22 protein-coding genes and 1 pseudogene are annotated in these 22416 nt (G+C 63.7%); 14 read left to right on the top strand and 9 right to left on the bottom strand.

Features of this window, described 5'->3' with window-relative positions:
* Nucleotides 1-8: 8 nt before the first annotated feature.
* Nucleotides 9-947: a diacylglycerol kinase family protein gene (locus EJ069_RS01715; protein ID WP_126059790.1), complete on the bottom strand. Its 939-nt coding sequence runs from the start codon at nucleotides 945-947 to the stop codon at nucleotides 9-11.
* A gap of 824 nt (nucleotides 948-1771) precedes the next feature.
* On the opposite strand from EJ069_RS01715, the gene EJ069_RS01710 reads away from it, so the two are divergent.
* Nucleotides 1772-2287 (top strand): hypothetical protein, encoded by a 516-nt coding sequence (locus EJ069_RS01710; protein WP_126059789.1) that lies wholly within the window; start codon nucleotides 1772-1774, stop codon nucleotides 2285-2287.
* Nucleotides 2288-2335: 48 nt separating this feature from the next.
* Here the strand turns inward: EJ069_RS01710 and EJ069_RS01705 are convergent, their stop codons facing one another.
* Nucleotides 2336-2962, bottom strand: a complete 627-nt coding sequence (locus EJ069_RS01705; RefSeq protein ID WP_126059788.1) for a hypothetical protein — start codon at nucleotides 2960-2962, stop codon at nucleotides 2336-2338.
* Between the two features lie 139 nt (nucleotides 2963-3101).
* Between EJ069_RS01705 and EJ069_RS01700 the strand changes: the two genes are divergently transcribed.
* A complete protein-coding gene (locus tag EJ069_RS01700; RefSeq protein WP_126059787.1) occupies nucleotides 3102-3596 on the top strand; it encodes a DUF2314 domain-containing protein in 495 nt (164 codons plus the stop codon).
* Nucleotides 3597-3598: 2 nt separating this feature from the next.
* Here EJ069_RS01700 and EJ069_RS33880 read toward each other — a convergent pair whose 3' ends face one another.
* A complete protein-coding gene (locus EJ069_RS33880) occupies nucleotides 3599-4186 on the bottom strand; it encodes a DUF3137 domain-containing protein (protein WP_348639383.1) in 588 nt (195 codons plus the stop codon).
* Between the two features lie 468 nt (nucleotides 4187-4654).
* Nucleotides 4655-5683: pseudogene (locus EJ069_RS01690) on the bottom strand (CapA family protein); the annotation flags it as partial.
* 149 nt (nucleotides 5684-5832) lie between these two features.
* Between EJ069_RS01690 and EJ069_RS01685 the strand changes: the two are divergent.
* The 7 genes from EJ069_RS01685 (at nucleotide 5833) to EJ069_RS01655 (ending at nucleotide 14372) form a co-directional block, all read left to right on the top strand.
* Entirely contained in the window at nucleotides 5833-7089 is a 1257-nt protein-coding gene (locus tag EJ069_RS01685; protein ID WP_126059786.1) for a hypothetical protein, read from the top strand.
* Nucleotides 7090-7407: 318 nt separating this feature from the next.
* Nucleotides 7408-10542: an excinuclease ABC subunit UvrB gene (gene uvrB, locus EJ069_RS01680; protein WP_126059785.1), complete on the top strand. Its 3135-nt coding sequence runs from the start codon at nucleotides 7408-7410 to the stop codon at nucleotides 10540-10542.
* A 487-nt stretch (nucleotides 10543-11029) separates the two neighbouring features.
* A complete protein-coding gene (locus tag EJ069_RS01675; RefSeq protein ID WP_126059784.1) occupies nucleotides 11030-12556 on the top strand; it encodes an ABC-F family ATP-binding cassette domain-containing protein in 1527 nt (508 codons plus the stop codon).
* Nucleotides 12557-12687: 131 nt separating this feature from the next.
* Nucleotides 12688-13077, top strand: coding sequence for a nuclear transport factor 2 family protein (locus EJ069_RS01670; RefSeq protein ID WP_126059783.1), 390 nt, complete (start codon nucleotides 12688-12690; stop codon nucleotides 13075-13077).
* A gap of 92 nt (nucleotides 13078-13169) precedes the next feature.
* Nucleotides 13170-13352 carry a hypothetical protein gene (locus tag EJ069_RS01665; RefSeq protein WP_042645761.1) on the top strand — a complete coding sequence of 61 codons (183 nt, stop codon included), beginning with the start codon at nucleotides 13170-13172 and terminating at the stop codon, nucleotides 13350-13352.
* A gap of 147 nt (nucleotides 13353-13499) precedes the next feature.
* Complete coding sequence (locus EJ069_RS01660) at nucleotides 13500-13916, top strand: glyoxalase/bleomycin resistance/extradiol dioxygenase family protein (protein ID WP_126059782.1); 417 nt, start codon at nucleotides 13500-13502, stop codon at nucleotides 13914-13916.
* 102 nt (nucleotides 13917-14018) lie between these two features.
* Nucleotides 14019-14372 carry a DUF1428 family protein gene (locus EJ069_RS01655; RefSeq protein WP_126059781.1) on the top strand — a complete coding sequence of 118 codons (354 nt, stop codon included), beginning with the start codon at nucleotides 14019-14021 and terminating at the stop codon, nucleotides 14370-14372.
* 276 nt (nucleotides 14373-14648) lie between these two features.
* On the opposite strand, the gene EJ069_RS01650 is transcribed toward EJ069_RS01655, so the two are convergent.
* On the bottom strand, nucleotides 14649-16283 hold the full coding sequence (locus tag EJ069_RS01650) for a tetratricopeptide repeat-containing sulfotransferase family protein (protein WP_126059780.1): 1635 nt from the start codon (nucleotides 16281-16283) through the stop codon (nucleotides 14649-14651).
* Between the two features lie 198 nt (nucleotides 16284-16481).
* Nucleotides 16482-16877 (bottom strand): Kazal-type serine protease inhibitor domain-containing protein, encoded by a 396-nt coding sequence (locus tag EJ069_RS01645; RefSeq protein ID WP_126059779.1) that lies wholly within the window; start codon nucleotides 16875-16877, stop codon nucleotides 16482-16484.
* Between the two features lie 449 nt (nucleotides 16878-17326).
* Here EJ069_RS01645 and EJ069_RS01640 point away from each other — a divergent pair, with 449 nt between their 5' ends.
* The 3 genes from EJ069_RS01640 to EJ069_RS01630 all read left to right on the top strand — a co-directional run bounded on the left by EJ069_RS01640 (nucleotide 17327) and on the right by EJ069_RS01630 (nucleotide 18632).
* Nucleotides 17327-17539 (top strand): cold-shock protein, encoded by a 213-nt coding sequence (locus EJ069_RS01640; protein WP_006202520.1) that lies wholly within the window; start codon nucleotides 17327-17329, stop codon nucleotides 17537-17539.
* 236 nt (nucleotides 17540-17775) lie between these two features.
* A complete protein-coding gene (locus EJ069_RS01635; protein WP_006202521.1) occupies nucleotides 17776-17988 on the top strand; it encodes a cold-shock protein in 213 nt (70 codons plus the stop codon).
* Nucleotides 17989-18218: 230 nt separating this feature from the next.
* The gene (locus EJ069_RS01630; RefSeq protein ID WP_126059778.1) at nucleotides 18219-18632 is read left to right on the top strand and encodes a BA14K family protein; all 414 of its coding nucleotides are present in this window, start codon (nucleotides 18219-18221) and stop codon (nucleotides 18630-18632) included.
* A gap of 65 nt (nucleotides 18633-18697) precedes the next feature.
* On the opposite strand, the gene EJ069_RS01625 is transcribed toward EJ069_RS01630, so the two are convergent.
* The 3 genes from EJ069_RS01625 to EJ069_RS01615 all read right to left on the bottom strand — a co-directional run bounded on the left by EJ069_RS01625 (nucleotide 18698) and on the right by EJ069_RS01615 (nucleotide 20861).
* Nucleotides 18698-19339, bottom strand: a complete 642-nt coding sequence (locus EJ069_RS01625; RefSeq protein WP_042640199.1) for an MBL fold metallo-hydrolase — start codon at nucleotides 19337-19339, stop codon at nucleotides 18698-18700.
* Between the two features lie 164 nt (nucleotides 19340-19503).
* Complete coding sequence (locus EJ069_RS01620) at nucleotides 19504-19821, bottom strand: hypothetical protein (protein WP_126059777.1); 318 nt, start codon at nucleotides 19819-19821, stop codon at nucleotides 19504-19506.
* A 146-nt stretch (nucleotides 19822-19967) separates the two neighbouring features.
* Nucleotides 19968-20861: a branched-chain amino acid aminotransferase gene (locus EJ069_RS01615; protein ID WP_126059776.1), complete on the bottom strand. Its 894-nt coding sequence runs from the start codon at nucleotides 20859-20861 to the stop codon at nucleotides 19968-19970.
* A 272-nt stretch (nucleotides 20862-21133) separates the two neighbouring features.
* Between EJ069_RS01615 and EJ069_RS01610 the strand changes: the two genes are divergently transcribed.
* Both EJ069_RS01610 and EJ069_RS01605 read left to right on the top strand, forming a co-directional pair.
* Complete coding sequence (locus EJ069_RS01610; protein WP_042647466.1) at nucleotides 21134-21661, top strand: MarR family transcriptional regulator; 528 nt, start codon at nucleotides 21134-21136, stop codon at nucleotides 21659-21661.
* The gene (locus EJ069_RS01605) at nucleotides 21648-22367 is read left to right on the top strand and encodes a response regulator transcription factor (RefSeq protein ID WP_040989639.1); all 720 of its coding nucleotides are present in this window, start codon (nucleotides 21648-21650) and stop codon (nucleotides 22365-22367) included. The genes EJ069_RS01610 and EJ069_RS01605 overlap by 14 nt, the downstream gene beginning before the upstream one ends.
* The last annotated feature ends 49 nt before the right edge of the window (nucleotides 22368-22416 follow it).

Raw genomic sequence — 22416 nt, 5'->3', positions numbered from 1 at the left:
CAGTTGATTCAACCTCTCAAGGTCAGCGCGCCGGCCAGGATCTCGAACGTTGCCGGAATCCGCCCGGGCGACTCGCCGTCTATATCAACCAGCGCGCCATTCTTCTCGGCATCACCCAGCGGCTCGACCAGCACCTTGCGGCCGCGCAGGATCGTGATCGCCGGATGGTTACGGTGCCGCCCGCCATAGAGCAGGCGGATGTCTCTTATCAGGCCGAGCTTGCCGGCTGCGCGCAGGATGACGATGTCGAACAGGCCGTCCGCTAGCTCGGCGTCCGGCGCGATCATCATGCCGCCGCCGAAGAATTTGCCGTTGGCAACCGCCACCAGCGCCATACGCGCCTCGACCGGCTCGCCGTCGTCGATGGTGATCCGGACGTCCTGGAAGCGGTAGCGGACGAACTCCAGCACCGTGCGCCAGAAGAACAGCGCCTTGGCCGAGACCCTGCCCTTGCGCTTGTCGGCATTGACGGCGCGATCCGTCGCGCCGGACAGGCCGAGGCTGGCGATGTTGATGAAGTGGCGGCTGGCCAGCTTGCCATGATCGTCGATGTAGCAGACCCGCCCGGCGTCGACTTTTCGCGCCTTGGTATCGGCGATCCGTTTCAGCGTGGCATCGATGCCGCGCGGCAGGCCAAGCCCGCGCGCGAAGTCTATGCCTGTGCCGCAGGGCAAAAGTCCAAGCGCGCTTTCATGACCTGTCTCGGATTGCACCTGCAGCAGCCCGTCGGCCACCTCGCTGGCGGTGCCGTCGCCGCCGGCCGCGATCACCAGGTCGCATCCGCCGGCGGCAAGGTCGATCGCCAGCCGCTCGGCGTCGCCGGCGGCTTGCGTCTCGCGCAGGTCGAAATCGCCGAAATTCGTCTTGAGCGAGGCTGCCACCTCCGCCCAGTGCCGCTTGAGCCTGCCGCCTCCGGCAATCGGATTGAGAACCACCCCAACTTTCAATCCGACCTCCCCCGAGGCACATCGCGCGAAATGCGCGGCGGAGTCCGCGCTGGCGCCGAAGTCTTTTGCCGACCCAAACTCTTTTGCCGACATTCAAACGCGGACCGGGCGGCGCGACAAGGCTCCAACATCGAAGGTCGCTAAAAAAGCGGGGGAGGCTGTCTAGGGGGTTCGGCCGCCGAATTCCGAGGCTTTTGCCCTCGGTCCCCGATAATCCCGCTATCCACAGGCGAGTGGGCATTCCGCAAACCGCTTACCCGGCGTACATTCAACCCATCTCAGGCGGCCACTGAACGCCCCAGCCGAAAGGCAAAAGCGCAAGGCGGATTTCCTGAGGCCCGTACGGCCCAGAACGAGAGCAGGTTCGCCTGTTGGAGGGACGGATGCCGAGACCTACGGGTGCCGCGGAAAGCGTGCCAACGCCGACGGCGGACCGATGCTGCCATGAAGGCCGGGAAAAACCTTCGATGGCACGCTGGGCGAAGCCCGCAAGGGTGGAGATCGGCGTGGTCTGGAACGGGCGCTGCCTTCGGGCGGCGACTGGCAGGACCGTCAAAATCAAGGCCGGCCTGGCGCGACGACTTTACGGAAGTTGCTGCCTCAACCGGTTCCTGATCTGACAGGGAGGCGCTGGGAGAAATCCCAGCGCCGACTGTCTTTTTGGGCTAGCCAAGTCTGCCTGAGGCATTTTGGTCACAGTCGCCGCGTGAGCAATCTTCGGAAACCTCCCGTCATCCACATTTCACAATCGCGGCCAAATCCCGCCTTGTTCGGCATGGATTGATGCAAGTGGGGAATGGGAGCGATTTCGAAGGGACAAGACCGTGATCAAGACCGCCCTTGTCGCCATGACCATTGTCGGCTGCGACTGCGACGCGAAGCTCTGCGAATATATCGGCGAGACGCCGGCCAAATGGGCGACGATCGCCGACTGCGAAGCGGCGATGAAGAGCCAGATGCTGCACCAGCGCAATTTCAACTATCCGCTGGTTTCGGGCATCTGCCGCGTCAAGGGCTCGGCCTCTTCCTCCGAGCTTGCCGCGAAAGCCTCCAGGCCGGATCTGAAGCCCAGGAACCGCGTGGTCGAAACCATCGCCCCGCTGCCGACCGAGCTCGACCACCGCCCAAGCGTTCCAGTGGGCGGAACCGTGACGGCCAGCGAAACGGAAGCCGCGAAGCCTGTCGCCTTCGATGGGTCGGTCGATGGCGGCCGCGCCGTGCTTTACCGCACCAAGGCCGGCTATGCCGTGGTCAAGACCGATCTCAGCCGCGCCGCCGGCGCGACGGTGGACGCGGCGAAGCGCTCGGCAAGCTGGTTGGCCGGATTGACTGGGCTGTAAGCCCATCCAATTCAGGTCAGGCCGGCCTCACCTGAATATCGGCACGCCTTACAGCTTGACCTTGAGAGTGTCCCAGAACTTGTCGATCAAAGGCTGTTCGGTCGCATTGTCCTGGTCGCCGATGCGCGTGATGAAGAGCAGCCCCCGACCGGCTGTGCCGAAGCCGACGATCTCGAAATCCGCCCTGTCGGTGCGCGTCTTGACGGTGGCCTTGAGGCCGGTCAGCTCCTTGCCGTCGGCGAGCTTGCGGGTCGTCGGCTGCTGTGTCAGCTGCCCGCCTGCCTGGACCGTTTCCCTGGTCATCTCCTGCAGCATCAGCTGGTTGAGGGAGACCGGGTTCATCTCGTCGTATTTCTGCACCACGACGAGGGTGCCGAGCGCCGATGCCATCAGATACTGGGCGATGCCGTCGCCGAGATCGGTCTTCGTGACCGAATAATTGCTTGGATGGACGAAGGAGAAGGTGCCGCCGGAAAAGGTGGCGAAGTCATTGTGCTCGAGCCTCACCTTGCTCGTCTTGCCGCTGGGGAGCTTCACATCGATATCCTCGCCCGGATCGATGTCGACGGTCACGCCATCGATGGTCAGCTTGAAGGCCTTCGGGTCTTCGGCACGGACAGCCCCGGCGCAAAGCATGATCGCGCCGAACGCCGCAGCCGCAATTCTCAGTCGCATGTCCTGTCCTCTCCGCGCAATTTCGACGTAGCGCTTATCATTTTTTGAAGACGGTTGACGTTGTCACTCTGCAACACCCGGTTGATCACATCCCCGCGATGCGGAAAGATAGCGGCCTTTCGAAAATGGGGGCCCTTCGATGACCTTGGCTGTTCGCGCCGCATTGTGTCTTATCTGTGTGTTGGCGCCGGCGATCGCCGACGCGCAGGCTACCGATCCGAATGACGACCGTGTGACCATTTTCGCTCCGGGCGATCCGGAAATGGCAGCCGCGACAAAGCAGGCGCTTTCTAGCCTCGACGAGTTCCTCGTGCTCGCCGACAGCCCTCCGGCCGGCACGTCGCGCTTCAAGCTGAAGGTGAAGGTAAAGGACGGCAATATCACCGAGCATTTCTGGGTCGTGCCCTTCCGCCGCACCGAAGCCGGATTTGTCGGAATCCTGTCGAACCAGCCCGCCGAGGTGCATAACGTCGTGCTCGGCCAGAACATCGAATTCACCAGGGATGACATTTCCGACTGGGGCTACACCAGGAACGGCCATCAGGTCGGCAGCTTCACTGTCTGCGTGATGTTCAAAAGGATGTCGAAGGAGGAAGCCGACGACATGCGCGCCAAGTACGGCTTCGACTGCTAAGCCTAGCCAACCGACTCGTCCTTCGCGCCGATCTTGCGCACCAGCGCGGCCGTCGCCAGCATCGCACCGAGATCGGAGATCATCGGCGCGACATGCCTGTTGTAGTCGATCGGCTGCGCAATATCCGGCAGCTCGAAGAAGTTCTTCGATCGCGGCATCAGCAGAAAGCCGTCGCTGCCGCTGAGCGCCACCCGCGCCTGGTCGTAGGGCCATGTCTCGCGCAGCCAGGTCAGCGCCTGCGCCATCCGGCCGGTGACCAGAGGCCGCGCCGCCTTGACATTGTCGGTGCGGAATTCATAGCTCTCATCGAGGTCTTCGACGCCGGATGAAAGCTCCTGCATCTTGGAGGCGAACATGCTGCGGAAGAAATGCGCCACCTTGCCGGCCTTGCGCGCCGCGACCAGCGTTCCAGGGAACGGTTCGATGGTCTCGAACGCGACAATGACGCCCTTGAAGGCGATCGTCTCGCTCTTGCCGGAGCCTTCCCAGAGCCTCGCCTCGTAGAGCTCGAAGGGAAAATCCTCGTAGCGTCCGGAAATGACGTCGTCGAAGCTTTGCCGGTTGAACGCCCCGACGGTTTCGCGCGGCATCCTGTCGAAGGAGTTCGGCCGCACGCCGTGCTGATAGCGCACGTCGCGCACGAAGCCGAAGATCATCGGCAGCAGCGTGTCGCGGAAGGATTGCTGGAGCCGGGTCGCCGGCCGCAGCGCCTGGAAATAGAGCAACGACGCGACGATCATGCCGCCGAGATAGAGAAAGACATGCGGCGTCGAGAGCCATTGCTCGTGCGGATCGGCGGCGGCGTTGAACAGCCAGGCTATCAGCGCGACGAACACGAGGACCAGGCCGACAAACACCGGCACCCGCCAGCGGACCTGTCTCTGAACCGACGCCCGTTTCGCCTCATACGCCTCGATGCCGCGCCTGATCCCCGCGATCACCGCCTCGCTCGGCATGAAATCCGCTGCTTCCATGGCCACCCCGGCCGCCACTGAGATCGGCTTATGATAACGGCTTTTGCGCGAAAGTCGCCTGCGCTTGCGACGGGTGGAGCTAGTCGGGAAAACCGTCTCCAGCCGCGCCGCAACCCGCCGCTTGAGCGCGCCGCCTAGAGCCTCCACCGGCACCAGCCGCTCGTGGTTGCCTGCTCGCAGTCGCATGAAGAAATGCTGCCGGTAGGCGGCGATCCTACCGTGCGTGGCCGGATCGGCGCTGACGTCGACCACGAATATCGAGCCGATGCGTGCGGGCCATGGCGGCCTGGCCAATGCGGTGCCGAGGAAATCGCCGAGCCCATAAGCGGTGACGCCGCCACCGATGCGCTCGACCGGCTGCACGACATGGGCATGATGGCCGACGATCAGCCCGGCGCCCCTATCCGCCAGCTGTCTCGCCAGCGCCCGCGTCGCGTTGCGCGGAAAATGCCGGAACTCCCAATCCCAATGCGGCACCGCGCAGGTAAGGTCGACGCCGGACATGGCGTCGCGGGGCCATTCGGCGGTCTGCATCGAGATCCGTTCCTCGAACGGCGCGGCGCCGGTGTTGCGCCACAGCGTAAAGGCCGCGAAGCCGATGGTCAGCGATCCGGCGGCATGACCCTGGACAGGTCCGCCGGCAACCGGGCCGATCTTCCGGATCCCGAGCCGGTCGAGCGCCGCAAGCGTTTCCTCGAAACCGGCTATGCCCTGATCGAGCACGTGGTTGTTGGCCAGGGACAGAACGAGCCTGTCGCGCGCGATGCCGGCGGCTGCGAGCGCATCGGCCAGGAACCACTCGCTCATCGCATGATGCGTGCCGAGCCAAGTCGCCACCAGCGCGCGTGGCCGTTCGACGATCGGGCTTTCGCAATTGCCGACCACGAGGTCGGCGGAGGACAGCAGCGTGACGATCGCCGGATCGCATTCCGGCGCATCACGGTTGGCGACCGCCGAAATGTCGCCGACAAAGGCCAGCCGCACCGTCTGCATCGGCGGCGGATCGATCAACCTCGCCGCCGGCGCCACAAAACCGCTTCGGTCGCCACCGAGAGAGGGTCTCAGCAGGCGTGGCAACCAGGACAGTTTGTAGGAAAGCGGATAATTCGACACGGGCAGGTCCAGTTTTGCTTTCTCTAGACTGTCTTTCCGGCCGATTGAAGCCGGCCGCCGTATCGAAAGCAGCCCGCCAATCGGCGTGGGCTAGGCGACGCCACGAGCCAAATACGTGTATGCTCGCGACATGACGCATGTGGAGGGCGATGACGATGCGTAGAACGATCCTTGCAGCAGCCTTGTTTGCATTCCTGCCGGCGTCCTTCGCCTGGGCGGAGATGCCGGACGCAGCCAAGTCCTTGTTCGAGGCGAAGAGCATGGCCGAGCGGAACGCGGCGCTGTCGACGCTGGAGGCGGCAGCGGCCAAGGACCCGGCCTCGGCCTATGCGGCGGGCGCCGGTGAATTCTTCACCGCACTCGAGCTCCTCGCCGGAGGCCTGCATCGCCACGGCTTCGATAGCCCGAAATCCTTCATGCTGCCGCTGATGCAGTTGCCCGTGCCGGACAATCCCAACCCGCAGCCGCTGACCTATGAGGAATTCCGCGCCATCCTGGTCTCGTTCCGCGACCGGCTGGAAGAATCCGCCGCCACGCTGGGCTCGGTCCCGGCCAACGCCGACATCGGCATGGTCGTCGACCTCACCCGCGCTGGCATCGATCTCAACGAGGACGGCGCCATCGCGCCGGACGAAAGCTTCGCCGCGATCATGGCAGCGCTCTCACGCGGCAGCGTCGACACGAGCGCTGCCGCGCCCTCGCTCACCTTCCGCTTCGACCGCGCGGACGGTTTCTGGCTGCAAGGCTATGCGGAGTTCCTGATGGCGCAGGCCGATTTCTGGCTGGCGCATGATTTCAAGGCCATGTTCGATGGCTCTTTCCACATGCTGTTCCCGCGCGCCAAACTGCCGCTGCAGGACGCGCTGGTGCCGCTGGACGGTGGCATGAGCGGTAACATGTTCGCCTCGGAATGGCGTTTCGCCGACTTCATCTCGCTGGTGCATCTCGTCAACTGGCCGGTGATCGAGCCGGAACGCCGGCAGGCCGCGCGACGCCATCTGCTGGAGATGATCCGGCTGTCGCGCGAGGACTGGAAAGCGATCCTGGCCGAGACCGACAACGACCGCGAATGGCTGCCCGGGCCGCAGCAGAAAGGCGCCAATGCCCTCACCGGCCTCGACGTCGGCCAGGAGCAGGTAACCGCTTGGCTCGCCACGCTGACCATGGCCGAGGACCTTCTCGAAGGCCGCGTGCTGCTGCCGCATTTCCGCATCGCCGGCAAGGGCATCAACATGAAGCGCTTCTTCGACGAGCCGAAACCCTTCGACCTAGTTCTGTCGATCACCGGCCCCGGCATCGCGCCCTATCTCGAAAGCGGCAAGATCCTCACCAGCAACGATTTCGACCAGATCCAGCGCGAGTTCGGCGGCGCCGGTTTTTTGACGTTTGCGCTGTGGTTCAATTAAGGGTCGCAAGCCTTGGGTTCCTCACCCCATGAAATGGGGGAGAGGTAGCTCGGCGAAGCCGAGACGGAGCGGGAGCGCCGGTTCGGGCGGCGAAAGCGCCTCGAAGAGAAGGGCTTCCGCCTTACGAAGCCCCCTCTCCGTCCGCTTCGCGGACACCTCTCCCCCCTCTGGCGGGCGCCAAGAACCTGGTCCGCGTTAGCCTCTCTCAGCGGATCATGACGCCTCTCCTGACAGCCTTCTGTCAGCAGCATCCGCGCCCGGCCGGCGCCCTTTCACTCGGCCCTTTCCATTTCGGCCGAGTCCACCCATATTCGGGTCATGGCCAGACATCCTGACAAGAAGACGCCTTCGCAAGACGGCGCGCCGAAGCGGCGCAGCCCGCTGACCGAATTCCTCGACGCCGCCGAGCCGCTGAATCCCGGCGGCTTCGCCGAGGCGCCGCAGGCCGACTTCACCGGCGCGCCGCTGACCGGCTCGATCTCCGATTGGGCCGGGCAGATCGAGCGCGAGGCGGAAAAGCAGCCGAAGGCGAAAGCCCCGAAGAAGATCCCCGAACGCTCCTCGGCGCCCGGGCGGACGGCGCGCGGCACCTCAATGGGCGGCGCGGCCTCGGCCAAGGAGCGCGCCGCCGCCGGCCTCAACCCGGTGGCCGGACTCGACATCAGCCTGGAGGATGCAGAGCAGGTTTCGTCCAGCGGGGTTACCGCGACCGTAGCCGCGCTGTCGGCGCTGATCGAATCCGGCAATCCGCTGCACAAGGACGGCCAGCTCTGGACGCCGCACCGTCCGGCCCGGCCGGAAAAGTCGGAAGGCGGCATTGCCATCAAGATGGTCTCGGACTTCGAGCCGGCCGGCGACCAGCCGACGGCGATCAAGGACCTCGTCGAGGGCGTCGAGCGGAACGATCGCACCCAGGTGCTGCTCGGCGTCACCGGCTCGGGCAAGACCTTCACCATGGCCAAGGTGATCGAGGAAACGCAGCGCCCTGCCCTGATCCTGGCGCCCAACAAGACGCTGGCCGCGCAGCTCTATGCCGAGTTCAAGAAGTTCTTCCCCGAGAACGCGGTCGAGTATTTCGTCTCCTACTACGACTATTACCAGCCCGAAGCGTATGTGCCCCGGACCGACACCTATATCGAGAAGGAATCGTCGATCAACGAGCAGATCGACCGAATGCGCCACTCGGCGACGCGCTCGCTGCTGGAGCGCGACGACGTCATCATTGTGGCTTCGGTGTCCTGCATCTACGGTATCGGCTCGGTCGAGACCTACACGGCGATGACCTTCCAGATGCAGGTCGGCGACCGGCTCGACCAGCGCTCGCTTCTCGCCGACCTCGTCGCCCAGCAATACAAGCGCCAGGACATCAACTTCGTGCGCGGCTCGTTCCGTGTGCGCGGCGACACGATCGAGATCTTTCCCGCCCACCTTGAAGACCGCGCCTGGCGCATCTCGATGTTCGGCGACGAGATCGAGTCCATCACGGAATTCGATCCGCTGACCGGACAGAAGACCGGCGAGCTGAAGAGCGTCAAGATCTACGCCAACTCGCACTATGTGACGCCGCGCCCGACCTTGAATCAAGCCATCAAGTCGATCAAGGAAGAGCTCAAGCATCGCCTGCAAGAGCTTGAAAAGGCTGGACGCTTGCTGGAGGCGCAGCGGCTTGAGCAGCGCACGCGCTTCGACCTGGAGATGCTGGAGGCGACCGGCTCCTGCGCCGGCATCGAGAACTATTCGCGCTATCTCACCGGCCGCGCTCCGGGCGAGCCGCCGCCGACGCTCTTCGAATATGTGCCGGACAATGCGCTGATCTTCATCGACGAAAGTCACGTCACCGTACCGCAGATCGGCGGCATGTATCGCGGCGACTTCCGCCGCAAGGCGACGCTGGCGGAGTACGGATTCCGCCTGCCCTCCTGCATGGACAACCGGCCGCTGCGCTTCGAGGAATGGGACGCCATGCGACCGCTCTCAGTCGCGGTTTCGGCCACACCGGGCGGCTGGGAGCTTGAGCAGTCGGGCGGCGTCTTCGCCGAGCAGGTCATCCGCCCGACCGGCCTGATCGATCCGCCGGTCGAGGTGCGCCCGGCCAAGAGCCAGGTCGACGATGTCGTCGGCGAGATCCGCGAGACGACGAGGCTCGGCTACCGCACGCTGGTCACCGTGCTCACCAAGCGCATGGCCGAGGACCTCACCGAATATCTGCATGAGAACGGCATTCGCGTCCGCTACATGCATTCCGACATCGACACGCTGGAGCGCATCGAGATCCTGCGCGATCTCCGCCTCGGCGCCTTCGACGTGCTGGTCGGCATCAACCTTTTGCGCGAAGGCCTCGACATTCCCGAATGCGGCTTCGTCGCCATTCTCGACGCCGACAAGGAAGGGTTCCTGCGTTCGGAAACCTCGTTGATCCAGACCATCGGCCGCGCCGCCCGCAATGTCGACGGCAAGGTGATCCTCTACGCCGACCAGATCACCGGCTCGATGGAGCGGGCGATGGCGGAGACCAACCGCCGCCGCGAGAAGCAGATGGAGTGGAACGCCGCCAACGGCATCACGCCGGAATCCGTCAAGTCGCGCATCGCCGACATCCTCGACTCGGTCTACGAGAAGGACCACGTCCGCGCCGACATCTCGCAGTTCACCGACGATGCCGGCGCGATGATCGGCAACAATTTGAAGACGCATCTCGAGGCGCTCGACAAGCAGATGCGCGATGCCGCCGCCAATCTCGATTTCGAGAAGGCGGCACGTGTCCGCGACGAGATCAAGCGGCTGCGCGAGATGGAGCTTGCGATCTCCGACGACCCGCTGGCGCGCGAGGTGGAGAGCCAGAGTCCCGCATCCGGCCGCGAGAAGGGCAAGCACAACAAGGGCGTGGCCAAACATCGGACGGCCGAGGAACAGGAGCGCTTCCGCAGGCTCGACGAAGCCCGCGCTGCCGAGGAGGCGGCAAAGGCTGCCCGACCCAACATGTTCCGCAAGCCGCATCTCGACGAGATGGGTGCCGACGACGCCGTGCCGTTGAAGAAGCCGCTCTTCGCCAAGCCCTCGCTCGACGACATGGGCCCCGGCACGGACATGGCGACGCCCGCCGGCGCGGTATCGCGCTCGCTGTTCAAGAAGCAGACGGCGCAGGAAGCGCATGGCTCCGACTTCGGCATTCCCGGCGACCGCACCAAGCCGTTGTTCCGCAAGAACTCGCTCGACGAGATGACGGTGCGGCGGACGGAAAAGCCCGTCGAGGGAAAAGTGCCGGCGAAACCAAAGCCGATCTCCCCCCTTGTGGGGGAGATGTCCGGCAGGACAGAGGGGGGCGCGAAGGAACGCGACGCTTCCAGCAAACCCATCGTCCGCCAGCGTTCGGGCATCGGCTCCTACGAGGACCCGGCCGACGAGCGCCGGCAAAAGCGGCGCCCGGGCAAGACCGGCCGGCCGGGGCAGTAGCGCCTTCTTCCTTCTCCCCTTGCGGGAGAAGGTGGATCGGCGTGCAGCGCCGAGACGGATGAGGGGTGTTCCAGCGGAGTGAGACGTCGCTTTCCCTGGAGCGGCCCTCATCCGTCGCCTTCGGCGATACCTTCTCCCGCAAGAGGAGAAGGGAAGCACTCAACCGCCCTCTTGCCTCCTGCCCTCCCCCGGTGTACCCAGTCTCCCATCTCGAACTCTGGAAGGAGGGCTGCGTGTCTATCGATCACCATCGTCAGCGTGGCCCGATTTGCGCCCTGCGAGCTTGCTTGCAGGGCTGACCGGACGGTCCGGGTTTTTCCCGTTTCGATTTTTGGTCTGCCCTTCGTGGTGCCGCTAAGCTGATCCGTTGATCAGCCGGCGCACCGTCAAAGTGCATTGAGCCGCTAGAGCATGATCCCGAAAGTGGGAACCGGTTTTCGGGAAAGATCATGCTCCAACAAAGTGTCGGCAAGACCAGAGAAATCGAATGGCCTTGATCAGCCTCAAATCCCTCGGCGTCACCATGAGTGTGCCGCTCTTCTCCAACCTCGACCTCACCATCGACGCCGGCGACCGGCTGGGCATCGTCGCGGCCAATGGGCGTGGCAAATCCACGCTTCTCAAATGCCTGGCCGGCAAGCTCGAGCCCACCACCGGCGATATCACCCGGTCGCGCGGCTTGCGCGTCGGCCATGTCGAGCAATCCGTCCCTGACGCATTGCTCGGCCGCAGCTTCCATGACGTCGTCGCCGACGCCTTGCCGGCCGAGCAGCGCGACAGCGAGTTGTGGCGCGTCGACGTGGTTCTCGACTCGCTGGACGTGCCGGAAGACATGCGCAGCCGGCCGATGCGCGCGCTGAGCGGCGGCTGGCAGCGGCTGGCGCTGATCGCCCGCGCCTGGGTCACCGATCCGGACGTGCTTCTGCTCGACGAGCCGACCAACCATCTCGACCTCGCCAGGATCGGCCAGTTGGAGGACTGGCTCAACGCGCTGCCGCGCGACGTGCCTGTGATCGTCGCCAGCCATGACCGCGCTTTCCTCGACGCCACCACCAACCGCACGCTGTTCCTGCGTCCCGAAGACTCACCGGTGTTCGCGCTGCCCTATTCACGCGCCAGGCATGCGCTCAACGAGCTCGACGCCTCGACGGCGCGCAAGTTCGAGCGCGACATGAAGATCGCTCAGCAGTTGCGCAAGCAGGCCGCCAAGCTGAACAACATCGGCATCAATTCAGGCAGTGACCTTTTGACGGTGAAGACCAAGCAGCTCAAGGAACGGGCCGAGAAGCTGGAGGATGCCGCCGTACAAGCGCATCGTGAGCGCTCGGCCGGCGCGATCAGGCTGGCGAACCGCGGCACCCACGCCAAGGTGCTGATCACGCTGGACGACGCGGCAGTCGAAACGCCTGACGGCACTGTGCTGTTCAGGACCGGAAAACGCCATATCTGCCAGGACGATCGCACCGTGCTGCTTGGCCGCAACGGCGTCGGCAAGACGCGCTTCATCGCCATGATCCGCAACGCCATTGCCGAACCCGGCTCGATCGCCAACATCAAGGTGACGCCGTCGACCGTGCTCGGCTACAGCGACCAGGCGCTGTCGGGCATCGATGGCGAAGATACGCCGCTGGCGATGGTCTCGCGCTGCTTCGAGATCGGCGAGCAGCGGGCGCGTTCGCTCCTTGCCGGCGCCGGCGTCGCCATCGAGATGCAGGAGAAAAAGATCGGCGCCCTGTCGGGCGGGCAGCGGTCGAGACTGATGATGCTGGTATTGCGGCTGACCAACCCCAATTTCTATCTGCTCGACGAGCCGACCAACCATCTCGACATCGATGGCCAGGAAGCATTGGAGGACGAATTGCTGAAGCATCAGGCAAGCTGTCTGCTTGCCTCGCACGACCGCTCCTTCATCCGCGCCGTCGGCAACCGCTTCTGGCTGATCGAGAAGCGGCGGCTGACCGAGGTCGACGACCCGGAAGCGTTCTTCCGCTCCGTCGCCGAAACGCCGAACTGAGAGACGAGACATCTGCTGGGCCAGCATTCGAAGCAATGTCGGCCCAGCAGCCTTTGCTGCCAGCCGGCGCTACTTTTCCATTTGCTAAAAAAGGAGCATCTTGGATTGCTCAGCCATGGAGAGAACGGGCCATGCGTGCAGTGGACATCGTCAGCAATCTCTACAAAGCCTATGCGGACCGCGACATAGAGGGCGCCTTGTCACGGTGCGCGGAGGATGTCGTGTTCCGCTGGATTGCCGATCCCCGGCAATCGCGTCATGCCGGCACCGCGCATGGCAAACAGGAATTCCTCTCCAGGCTCCTGGCGCTCGACGATGACTTCGAATACCGCCACTTCGTCCCGGTTGAGATAATAGACGGCGGCGACAAGGTTGCCGCGCAGGTCGAGATCCATTTGACGCGCCGTACCACCGGCGAGGAGCTCATCATGCGCACCGCCAATTTTTGGACGGTCCGCGACGGCGAGATCATCGAGATGGTGGAATATTACGACACCGCGCTGGCGGCATCGGTGTTCTGAAAAAGATTGGAGCGATCTGTCGGATCGCCTCTTGCCGCCTCGTCCTTGGGATGCCGACACGATGATGCCGGCATCAACCAGGGAGAACTGTCATGTCGGTACTGTCGTCCATCGGCCGGCTCGCCAACCGGTATGCCGAGGCGCGTGCCCGTCACCGCAGCGAGCGCATCCTGCTTTCGCTGCCCGCAGAGCTGCGCAAGGACATCGGCTTTCCGGAGATTTTCGAAACGCGCGAAAGCCGCCGCGCCAGCACCTTCTCGGCGAAGGTCATATAAAATGATGCTTTCAATGCGATTGTCCCGCGGCCGCGCACCTGCAAGGCAAGGCGCTTAAGAAGAATTTCTGGAGGCATGTAGGATCGCCGCCGCTTCGTCCGTCCTTGGGCCGCAAGCCAGGTTAAACCCGTGAAGAGGAACACGAATATGAACGATCAGACCCCGCCCCGCGCAAAAGTCCTTGGCGGATTGACCCCCTACCTGCAGGTCGACGGCGCCATCAAGGCCGCCGAATTCTACAAGCAGGCTTTCGGCGCTGAGGAAGTGTTCGCCTATCCGCCGGACGACAAGGGCCGCACCATGCACATCCATCTCTATGTCAACGGCTCGACGCTGATGCTGGGCGACGCCTATCCGGAACACGGCCACCCGCATCAGGCGGCGCAGGGCTATACGCTGCAGCTCCATCTCGGCAGCGACGACATCGATGCCTGGTGGAAGCGCGCGGTCGATGCCGGCTGCGAGGTCATCACCCCGCTGCAGGTGATGTTCTGGGGCGACCGCTGGGGTCAGGTGAAAGACCCCTTCGGCATCGCCTGGGCGATGAACGCGCCGGTGAAGTGAATTTCCTAGCGAGCAAGCGTTGCCCACAGGGCTGACGCGCTCACCCGCGCTGGGTCGTATCCCCGCCGACCCGGCGCTTGTTTTTCAGCAAAGGAGTTTCACATGTCCTATGTCGACGGTTTCGTGATTGCCGTGCCGAAGGCAAATCTCGACGACTACAAGAAGCTGGCCAACACCGCGGGCCCGATTTGGATGGAGCACGGCGCGCTCTCCTATGTCGAATGCATCGGCGACGACGTGCCCTATGGCGAGTTGACCTCGTTCCCGCGTGCCGTGCAGGCGAAGGACGACGAGATCGTCATCTTCGCCTGGGTCGTCTACGAATCCAGACAGAGCCGCGACGCGGTCATGGCTAAGGTGATGGCCGATGAGCGTCTCAAGATGGACTGGTCCGCCATGCCCTTCGATGGCAAGCGCATGATCTTCGGCGGCTTTCAGCCATTCGTGGAGCTGTAGGGCACGGTCCTTCGCTTCGTCATCCTATGGCGAAGCAAGGAGCGAAGCGACGCAGCGCAGACCATAGGATCCATTCCGTTACCTGTGAGCGTCACTGCGGTGCAGAACGATCTCTGTTCTGCACCGCCTTGCCCTTCGCGCGATGTCACGGAATGGATCCTCGGGTCTTCGCGACGCCGCTTGGCGGCTGCTCCGCCCGTGGATGACGAAGCCGAGAGGCTGCGACCAAACAGTGAGCACCGGAACCGCCGTTCGCAGGCCGGCCTCACCTCAATATCAGCCCAGCTTGTCCAGCAGCGGCTTCAGCCGATCCCCATACCGCTTCCACAGATCGACCGAGCCTTGATACATCGGCTGGCGCACCTGCGCGGCGGAAGCGGTGCGCACCGGCCGGTCCGTCTCGTGGAAGGACAGAACCTTGTCGTCCCAGGGCAGGCCGAGATGCGCCATCAGCGCCCGCGTCTGCCCTTCCTGGTCGGCGACGAAATCCTCATAGCGCACATCGTGCACGACGCCTGGCAGCACCTTGTGCCAATGCGCCATGATATCGGTGTAGAGATTATGGAAATCCGCGAGCTCGCCTAGGTCGTAGCCGTAACGATGGCTGTCGCCGCGGAAATGCACCTTGAAGATCGACAGGCACGTCGCCGCCGCGTCACGCGCGCAGTGCACGATCTTGGCCTTCGGCAGCATCATGTGCAGGAAGCCGACCAGCATGAAGTTGCCCGGCATCTTGTCGGTGACATGGCGGTAGCCCGGATACCGGCTATGCAGCATGTCTAGATAGGCCTGACCCGCCTCGGCGAAGGCCTTGTCGGGCGTGTCGGCGATCCCGGCGGGAAATCCACCCGGCATGCTCATCGGAAACTGCTTTCCGACGGCCGTCTTCAAGATGTTCAACTCGCCGGCGCCATAGACCTGCGGATGGCTGGCGATGATCTGCTCGACCAGCGTCGTGCCGGAACGCGGCATGCCGACAACGAAGATCGGCGTGTCGTCTGAAATATCGCTTGTCCGGTGCTTCTCGAAGAAGGCCGTGTCGAAGGCCGCTTTCATCGCCTCGAATTCGCCGCGCGTGCGGACCGGATCGTAGTCGATGCCCTGCCGGCGGATGGCATTGCCCTCGGCGAAATAGTCGAAAGCGCGGCCATAGTCCTTGAGGTCGTCATTGACCTTGCCGAGACCGAAGGAAAGCTGCATGCGCGCCAGGCTGCCCTGCGGTGCCTTGGCATGCTCGGCCTCCATGCCGGCAAGCTCCTTGTCGCGTTCGGTCTGACGCTTGACCTGGGTCAAGAGCAGCCAAGCCTTGGCCATGCCGGGAACAACCGCCACCGCCTGTCGGGCAAGATCGGCGGCTTCGTCGAGCTTGCCCTTCTCCATCATGGCCACGCCCAGCCCGTAGAGCAGCTCGGCGTCCTTCGGCCGGATCGACAAGGACTCGCGGAACAGCTTGATCGCCTCATCCAGCCGTCCGGCCTCCTGCAGCGTTTCCGCAAGCCCGATGCGCGCGCGGACATGGAACGGGTTGCGGCCGATCGTGCCGCGAAAGATCTCCTCGGCGGCGTCGAACTGGCCCAGCTGCTTCAGCGACGAGCCGAGATTGTCGCGCGCGGCCAGCTGGTCCGGCTTGATATCCACCGCGCCGCGAAAGAAATCGACCGCGGCGGCGACCCGGCCGAGGTCGCGCATGACGGTGCCCAAATTGTTGAGGAAGTCGGCATTCCTGGGCTGCAGCGTCACCGACTGCTCGATGAGCTCGAGCCCCTCCTCGCTGCGGCCGGTCTGGTGCAGCAGCAGTCCGAGGAAGTGCAAGGCGGCGGCATGGTTCGGCTGCTGCCCCAGGACCTGCCGATAGAGCGCCTCGGCTTCCTGACGGCGCCCGGCCTGGTGCAGCTGCAGCGCCCGCTGCACATAGGGATCGAGCGGGCTGGCCGTTCCCGGCTTGCCGCCCGCATTCGCCGCTCTTCTTTGATCTCTGTTAATGGGAAACCTGCCTTGTTTGTTGGTCCGTCGGACCTAAGCCATGCGGGCAAGAGATTCAAGGCTAAGCAACACCACGCGCGTTGCGGTGTCCATACCCGAATGTTGAGCCGGACACCGCGTTGCTTTTCAGCACGGCCCGTCGCCGACGACGCGGTAATCCGCCGCGCGGGCCTCGCATGTGTTCGGGAAGGTGCGCACTTGCCCATGGCGCCTGGCGCAGACCGGGGCGTATTCGCGCGTGCAGAACGTTTGCTCGCCGCCTGCACTGCCGCCGCCGTCGCGGCAAGGACCGTCACGCACGATGCGGTAGCCTTCCCTTTCGGCCAGGCAGGCATTGGCGAAGGTCTGGCGGTCGTCGTCGCGCCGGGCGCAGACCGGTTGGTACTGCATGGTGCAGAGCTGCGGATGCGGCCTTGGCGGGCGCGGCCGGGGCCCATCGTCGACGACCACCGTACAGGCCGCCAGCAGCGCCGCGAGAATGAAAATGACCGGGCCCTGTCGACAAATCGCCGGCAAGCGCATGTGTCCTCCTCCGTCCGGCACCCCCATGCCAACTCGCGATATCCTCGCATTCCACGCGGCAAACGCAACCATCGTTTGTGACGCCGCCAGGGCCTTGGCCGACAGCCTCGCTCTGGCCCATGCTTGGCCCCTCTCTGGCCGATGACCCGTGCCGGCACGGGGTCTATCGAGGCCCAGCGTTGGACGCGCCGCGGGCCGCCCGCGACCGTCGTCTTGCAACCATCACGTTTCCGTGTAATAAATTTCCCCGTTCGGGCATTTGCGACCCGGAGAGCGGAACGTTTTGGACGACCTTTCCCCGATAAGTGTGAATCTCTGACAGCCCCGTTTTTCGGCGGGGGGTTTGACCATGCGCGAATGCATGACCGCCGAAGCAACCACCGGGATTTGCCCAAGGCGCGAGGCAGCGGGCAAACCACAAGACTGACACGGGTGAAGGAGTTTCCCCAATGGCCCAGACCGGTACCGTAAAGTTCTTCAACGCCACCAAAGGCTTCGGCTTCATCACGCCGGATGGCGGCGCCAAGGACGTGTTCGTCCACATTTCCGCGATCGAGGCATCCGGCCTGCGCACGCTGGTCGACGGCCAGAAGGTCACCTTCGACGTCGAGCCGGACCGCATGGGCAAAGGCCCGAAGGCGGTCAACCTGCGCGCCGCCTGATCGGCGCAATCGCCTGTCCTTGCGGATGCAATGATGCGGCAGGATCCTGAACGGGCTTTTGGACAGGCTCGAAATTGCGAAGGCGCGACCGAACCGTCGCGCCTTTTTCGCGCGCAAATGCTTGGATCGGCAGGCGAAAACTTTCTCTTGCCGATGACGCTAAAATAAAGGACAAATTTCCTCTCGGGCAATTTGCCGGCCCGAGACTTGACTTGATGGGATCAAAGGAGTTTCCCATGCCGCAGACCGGCACCGTCAAATTCTTCAACCATGCCAAGGGCTTCGGCTTCATCACGCCCGACGATGGCGCAAAGGATGTCTTCGTCCACATCTCGGCCGTGCAGGCGTCGGGCCTTCCCGGTCTTGAGGATGGGCAGAAAGTCACATTCGACACCGAGCCGGACAAGCGCGGCAAGGGTCCGAAGGCCGTCAATCTGTCGATCGGCTGAGCCGGCTCACGACGGATCCGACGGAGGCTTTCAGGCGGGACCGCTCCCGCCCGGTATCGGGCTGTGCTCAATCCTCGAAACCGCCAGGCCTCGAAAATCGCCAGGCCACGAAAAATCGATTACGCCGATTTCCGTTCAGCCTCCGTTCAGCCACGGTCTTCTATTAACCTTTGCTAAAGCCGGCTCGCATCCCCTGAAAAATGCACGTGCCGGCGCGAAGGAGACCGAAGATGAACCGTTTTCTCAAGACCGCCATCCTGGGCGTTGGCATCGCCGCGACCACCCTGGCCACCTTCTCGACGGCCAATGCCGACGACTGGCGTTGGCACCATCATCGCCATCATAACGGCGACGCTCTTGCCGCCGGCGTTGTCGGCCTCGCGGCCGGCGCCCTGATCGGCAGCGCGCTCAGCAACCCCGGACCACGCTATTACGAACCGGCCTATGGTGACGACTACTATGTCGATCGGCCGGTGCGCCGCTACTACGTGCAGCAGCCGCGTGTCGTCTATGCCGACCGCTATGCCGAGCCGTGGACCCGGGCCTGGTACGAATATTGCTCGGATCGCTACCGCACCTTCAATTCGCGGACCGGCACCTATACGGGCAGCGATGGCGACCAGCATTTCTGCGTCGCGAACTAAGAAAATCCAGGGTTCCCTGCCCAGAAAAGCGCCGCCTCCAGCGGCGCTTTTTCTTTGCATGCGGGTCAGGTGAGAAAGGGATTGGTCCGCCGCTCGTCGCCGAAACGGCTGCCCGGTCCATGGCCGCAGATGAAACCGATATCGTCGCCAAGCGGCAGAAGCTTGTCCTTGATCGAGGCGATCAGCGCGGCGTGGTCGCCGCCAGGCAGATCGGTGCGGCCGATCGAGCCGCGGAACAGCACGTCGCCGACATGCGCGAATTTGGCCGCGCGGTTGTAGTAGACGACATGGCCCGGCGCGTGCCCCGGGCAATGCAGCACTTCGAAAACGTGGTTGCCGAAGGATACCGTCTCGCCTTCGGTGAGGAAGCGGTCCGGCACGCAGTTACGCACCGGATCGGTCAGGCCAAAGCGCTTGGCCTGGTTCTCGAGATTGGCAAGCAGCGGCTTGTCGGCTTCGTGCGGGCCGATAATGTCGATGCCCAGCGCATCCTTCAACTCCATCGCGCCGCCGGCATGGTCGATATGGCCATGCGTGATCCAGATCGCGCCGGCCTTGATGGCATTGTCCTTCAGCGCCTTGAGCACCTGGTCAATATCGCCGCCGGGATCGACGACGACGCCGTTCTTGTCGTCCATGTCGAACAGGATGGTGCAGTTCTGCTGGAACGGCGTGACCGGCACGATGCCGGCATTGAGCTGACCCATGGCTTTCCTTTCTCGAGCAATTCCAGGAAAAGTCCGAACCGCTCCGGTTGTCGCCCTGATGTAGACAGGCGGGCAAACGCCGTCCATTGCCGGCCGGCATAAATATCCCGGCAACGAAAATGGGCGGCCGAAGCCGCCCATTTTAAAGCCTGAAGCGGCAGGCCTTACTTCTTCATCGCACCCATGACCGCGCCGATGATGGCGGTCAGGATCGCGCCACCGCCGGCGCCGCCGACGATGTTCTGCACGTTGAGCGCGCTGCCAAGTCCGCCTGCCGCTGCCGCGGCCGCCGCCGGATCGACCGTGCCGCCGCCGAGAAGGCTGCCGAGAATGGCCGCGCCGCCGACGCCGCCGATGGCGCCGCCGAGGATTTTGGGAAGCTGACCCAACGCCGCCTGCTTGAGCGCCGCGCCGACCGCTTGGCCACCGATGACACCCGTAATCACCTGTATAACGATCGCAACGAGCGTGTTCGTATCCATGTAACTAGTCCCTCCATAGCCGCCTGCCTCCAAGGGCCGACAGCATCATGAGACGCCGAACCGTCCGAAAGTCAAATGCATGAAAGCTTAAATAAAAAGGGCGGCCCGAAAACCGCCCTTATTGCACAAAAAAGCTGTGACTATCGCTATTCTGCGGCGATCGCGTGCTTTGGTTGCACTGCAGCAGAATAGTCGTTCATCAACGTCTTGGCGATCTCGCCAACCTCGAATCGGTATGGACCGATCTCCGAAACCGGTGTTACCTCGGCCGCGGTACCGGTCAGGAAGCACTGCTCGAAACCTTCGAGCTCTTCCGGCATGATGGCGCGCTCGATCACTTCCAAGCCACGGTCCTTGGCCAGGCCGATCACCGTGCGACGGGTGATGCCGTCGAGGAAGCAGTCGGGCGTCGGCGTATGGATCTTGCCGTCCTTGACGAAGAAGATGTTGGCGCCGGTGGCTTCCGCCACCTGGCCGCGCCAGTCGAGCATCATGGCGTCGGCATAGCCCTTGGCCTCGGCGGCATGCTTGGACAGCGTGCAGATCATGTAGAGGCCGGCGGCCTTGGACTTGGACGGCGCGGTGCGCGGATCGGGCCGACGCCATTCGGCGACGTCGAGGCGGATGCCCTTGAGCTTCTGCGCGGGGTCGAAATAGCTCGGCCACTGCCAGATGGCGATGGCGCAATTGATGCGGTTGTTCTGCGCCGAGACGCCCATCTGCTCGCTGCCGCGCCAGGCGATCGGACGCACATAGGCATCCTGGAAACCCTGCTTCTTCAAAAGCGTCCGGCAGGCCTCGTCGATCTCGGCGACCGGATAGGGAATCTTGAAGCCCAAGAGGCGTGCCGATTCATGCAGACGCTCATTGTGCTCGGTCAGCTTGAAGATCTGGCCGCCATAGGCGCGCTCGCCCTCGAAGACGGCGCTGGCATAGTGCAGGCCATGGGTCAGCACATGGATCTTGGCGTCGGCCCATTTGACGAACTCGCCGTTTATCCAGATGAAGCCGTCCAGTTGATCGAAGGGAACGGATGCCATGGGAACCTCCCGCGGGCGGGTGCCCGCAATCGTTATGTTTTTTATAGCCTTCGTGCCGGCCCCATCACAGGATCAGAACAGGATCCGAAACGCTGGCCAGTGCTTGGAAGCGTAGGCGGATATTCAATTCGTGGCAAACTCAGGAAGTTCCGGAAAAACGGCTTCCGCTTGCCTTTTCGTTCGCAATCCGCCGAAAAGCTTGTCAAAAATTATCATTGCCCGGGAATTACGTCAATAGTACTGACATAATTCCCGCCTCGCATGGAGAAATGATGACGAGCCCCGCAGCCGGAAAACCGATCAGGACGGCGATCGCCGATGAGGACGGCATCGACTTCGCCATCATCGAACTGTTCTTCTTCGCCTATCGCGATTTCACCTCCGACCCGGACCAGATCCTCGCCGACTATGGCTTCGGCCGCGCCCATCACCGAGTGCTGCACTTCGTCAACCGCAGGCCGGGCCTCACCGTCGCCGAACTGCTCGATGTGCTGAAGATCACCAAGCAGAGCCTTGCGCGGGTCTTGAAGCAGTTGATCGACACCGATCATATCGTCCAGGTGCAAGGGCCGCGCGACCGCCGGCAGCGCGAGCTCTACCCGACCGCCAAGGGCCGAGCGCTGGCCTTGGCGCTGGCGCGGCCACAGTCGCGCCGCATCCGTGCGGCATTGGAGGATTCCGGAGCCACCGAACGCGCCACGATCGAGCGATTCCTGGAAGCGATGGTCAATCCGGAACTAAGAGCGCAGATCGACATTGTGCCTGCGCAAACATCGGGGAAGAACCATGGAGACCATTGAGAAGGTCGATCATCCGGCCGCGCCCGACGATGACGCGCCGCATCTTCTGGTCGTCGATGACGACACGCGTATCCGCAACCTGCTCAAGCAGTATCTGTCCGAGAATGGCTTTCGCGTCACTGTCGCTGGCAATTCCGGCGAAGCCAGGCGCAAGCTCGCCGGCCTCGACTTCGACCTTCTGGTGCTCGATGTCATGATGCCGGGGGAAACCGGCGTCGACCTCACCAAGGCGCTGCGGGCCGAGAAGAACGTGCCGATCCTGATGCTGACGGCGCTGTCCGAGACCGACAGCCGCATCACCGGGCTGGAAGCCGGCGCCGATGATTACCTGCCGAAACCGTTCGATCCGCGCGAGCTGATCCTGCGCATCAACAACATCCTGCGCCGTGGCGGCCCGGCCGCGACGCCGAAGGTGGAACAGCTGGTGTTCGGGCCCTACACGTTCCAGATCGCCAAGCGTGAATTGAAGCGCGGCGGCGAGGCGCTTAAGCTGACCGACCGCGAGCAGGAGATCCTCGCGATCTTCGCCGCGCGGGCGGGCGAGACCATACCGCGCCATGAGCTGGTCGGCGATGAATCGGATGTCGGCGAGCGCACCATCGACGTGCAGATCAACCGGCTGCGCCGCAAGATCGAGCGCGATCCGTCCAATCCGGTGTGGCTGCAGACGGTGCGCGGTATTGGGTATCGGCTCAGCGTCGAATAAACTACCTTCGAAGGCCCTTTGCTGAACGGCCATCGACGAGCGGAAGGGC

It is taken from the genome of Mesorhizobium sp. M2A.F.Ca.ET.043.05.1.1, assembly GCF_003952445.1.
Lineage (GTDB): Bacteria > Pseudomonadota > Alphaproteobacteria > Rhizobiales > Rhizobiaceae > Mesorhizobium.
This window is presented reverse-complemented; position numbering and strand designations above follow the sequence as displayed.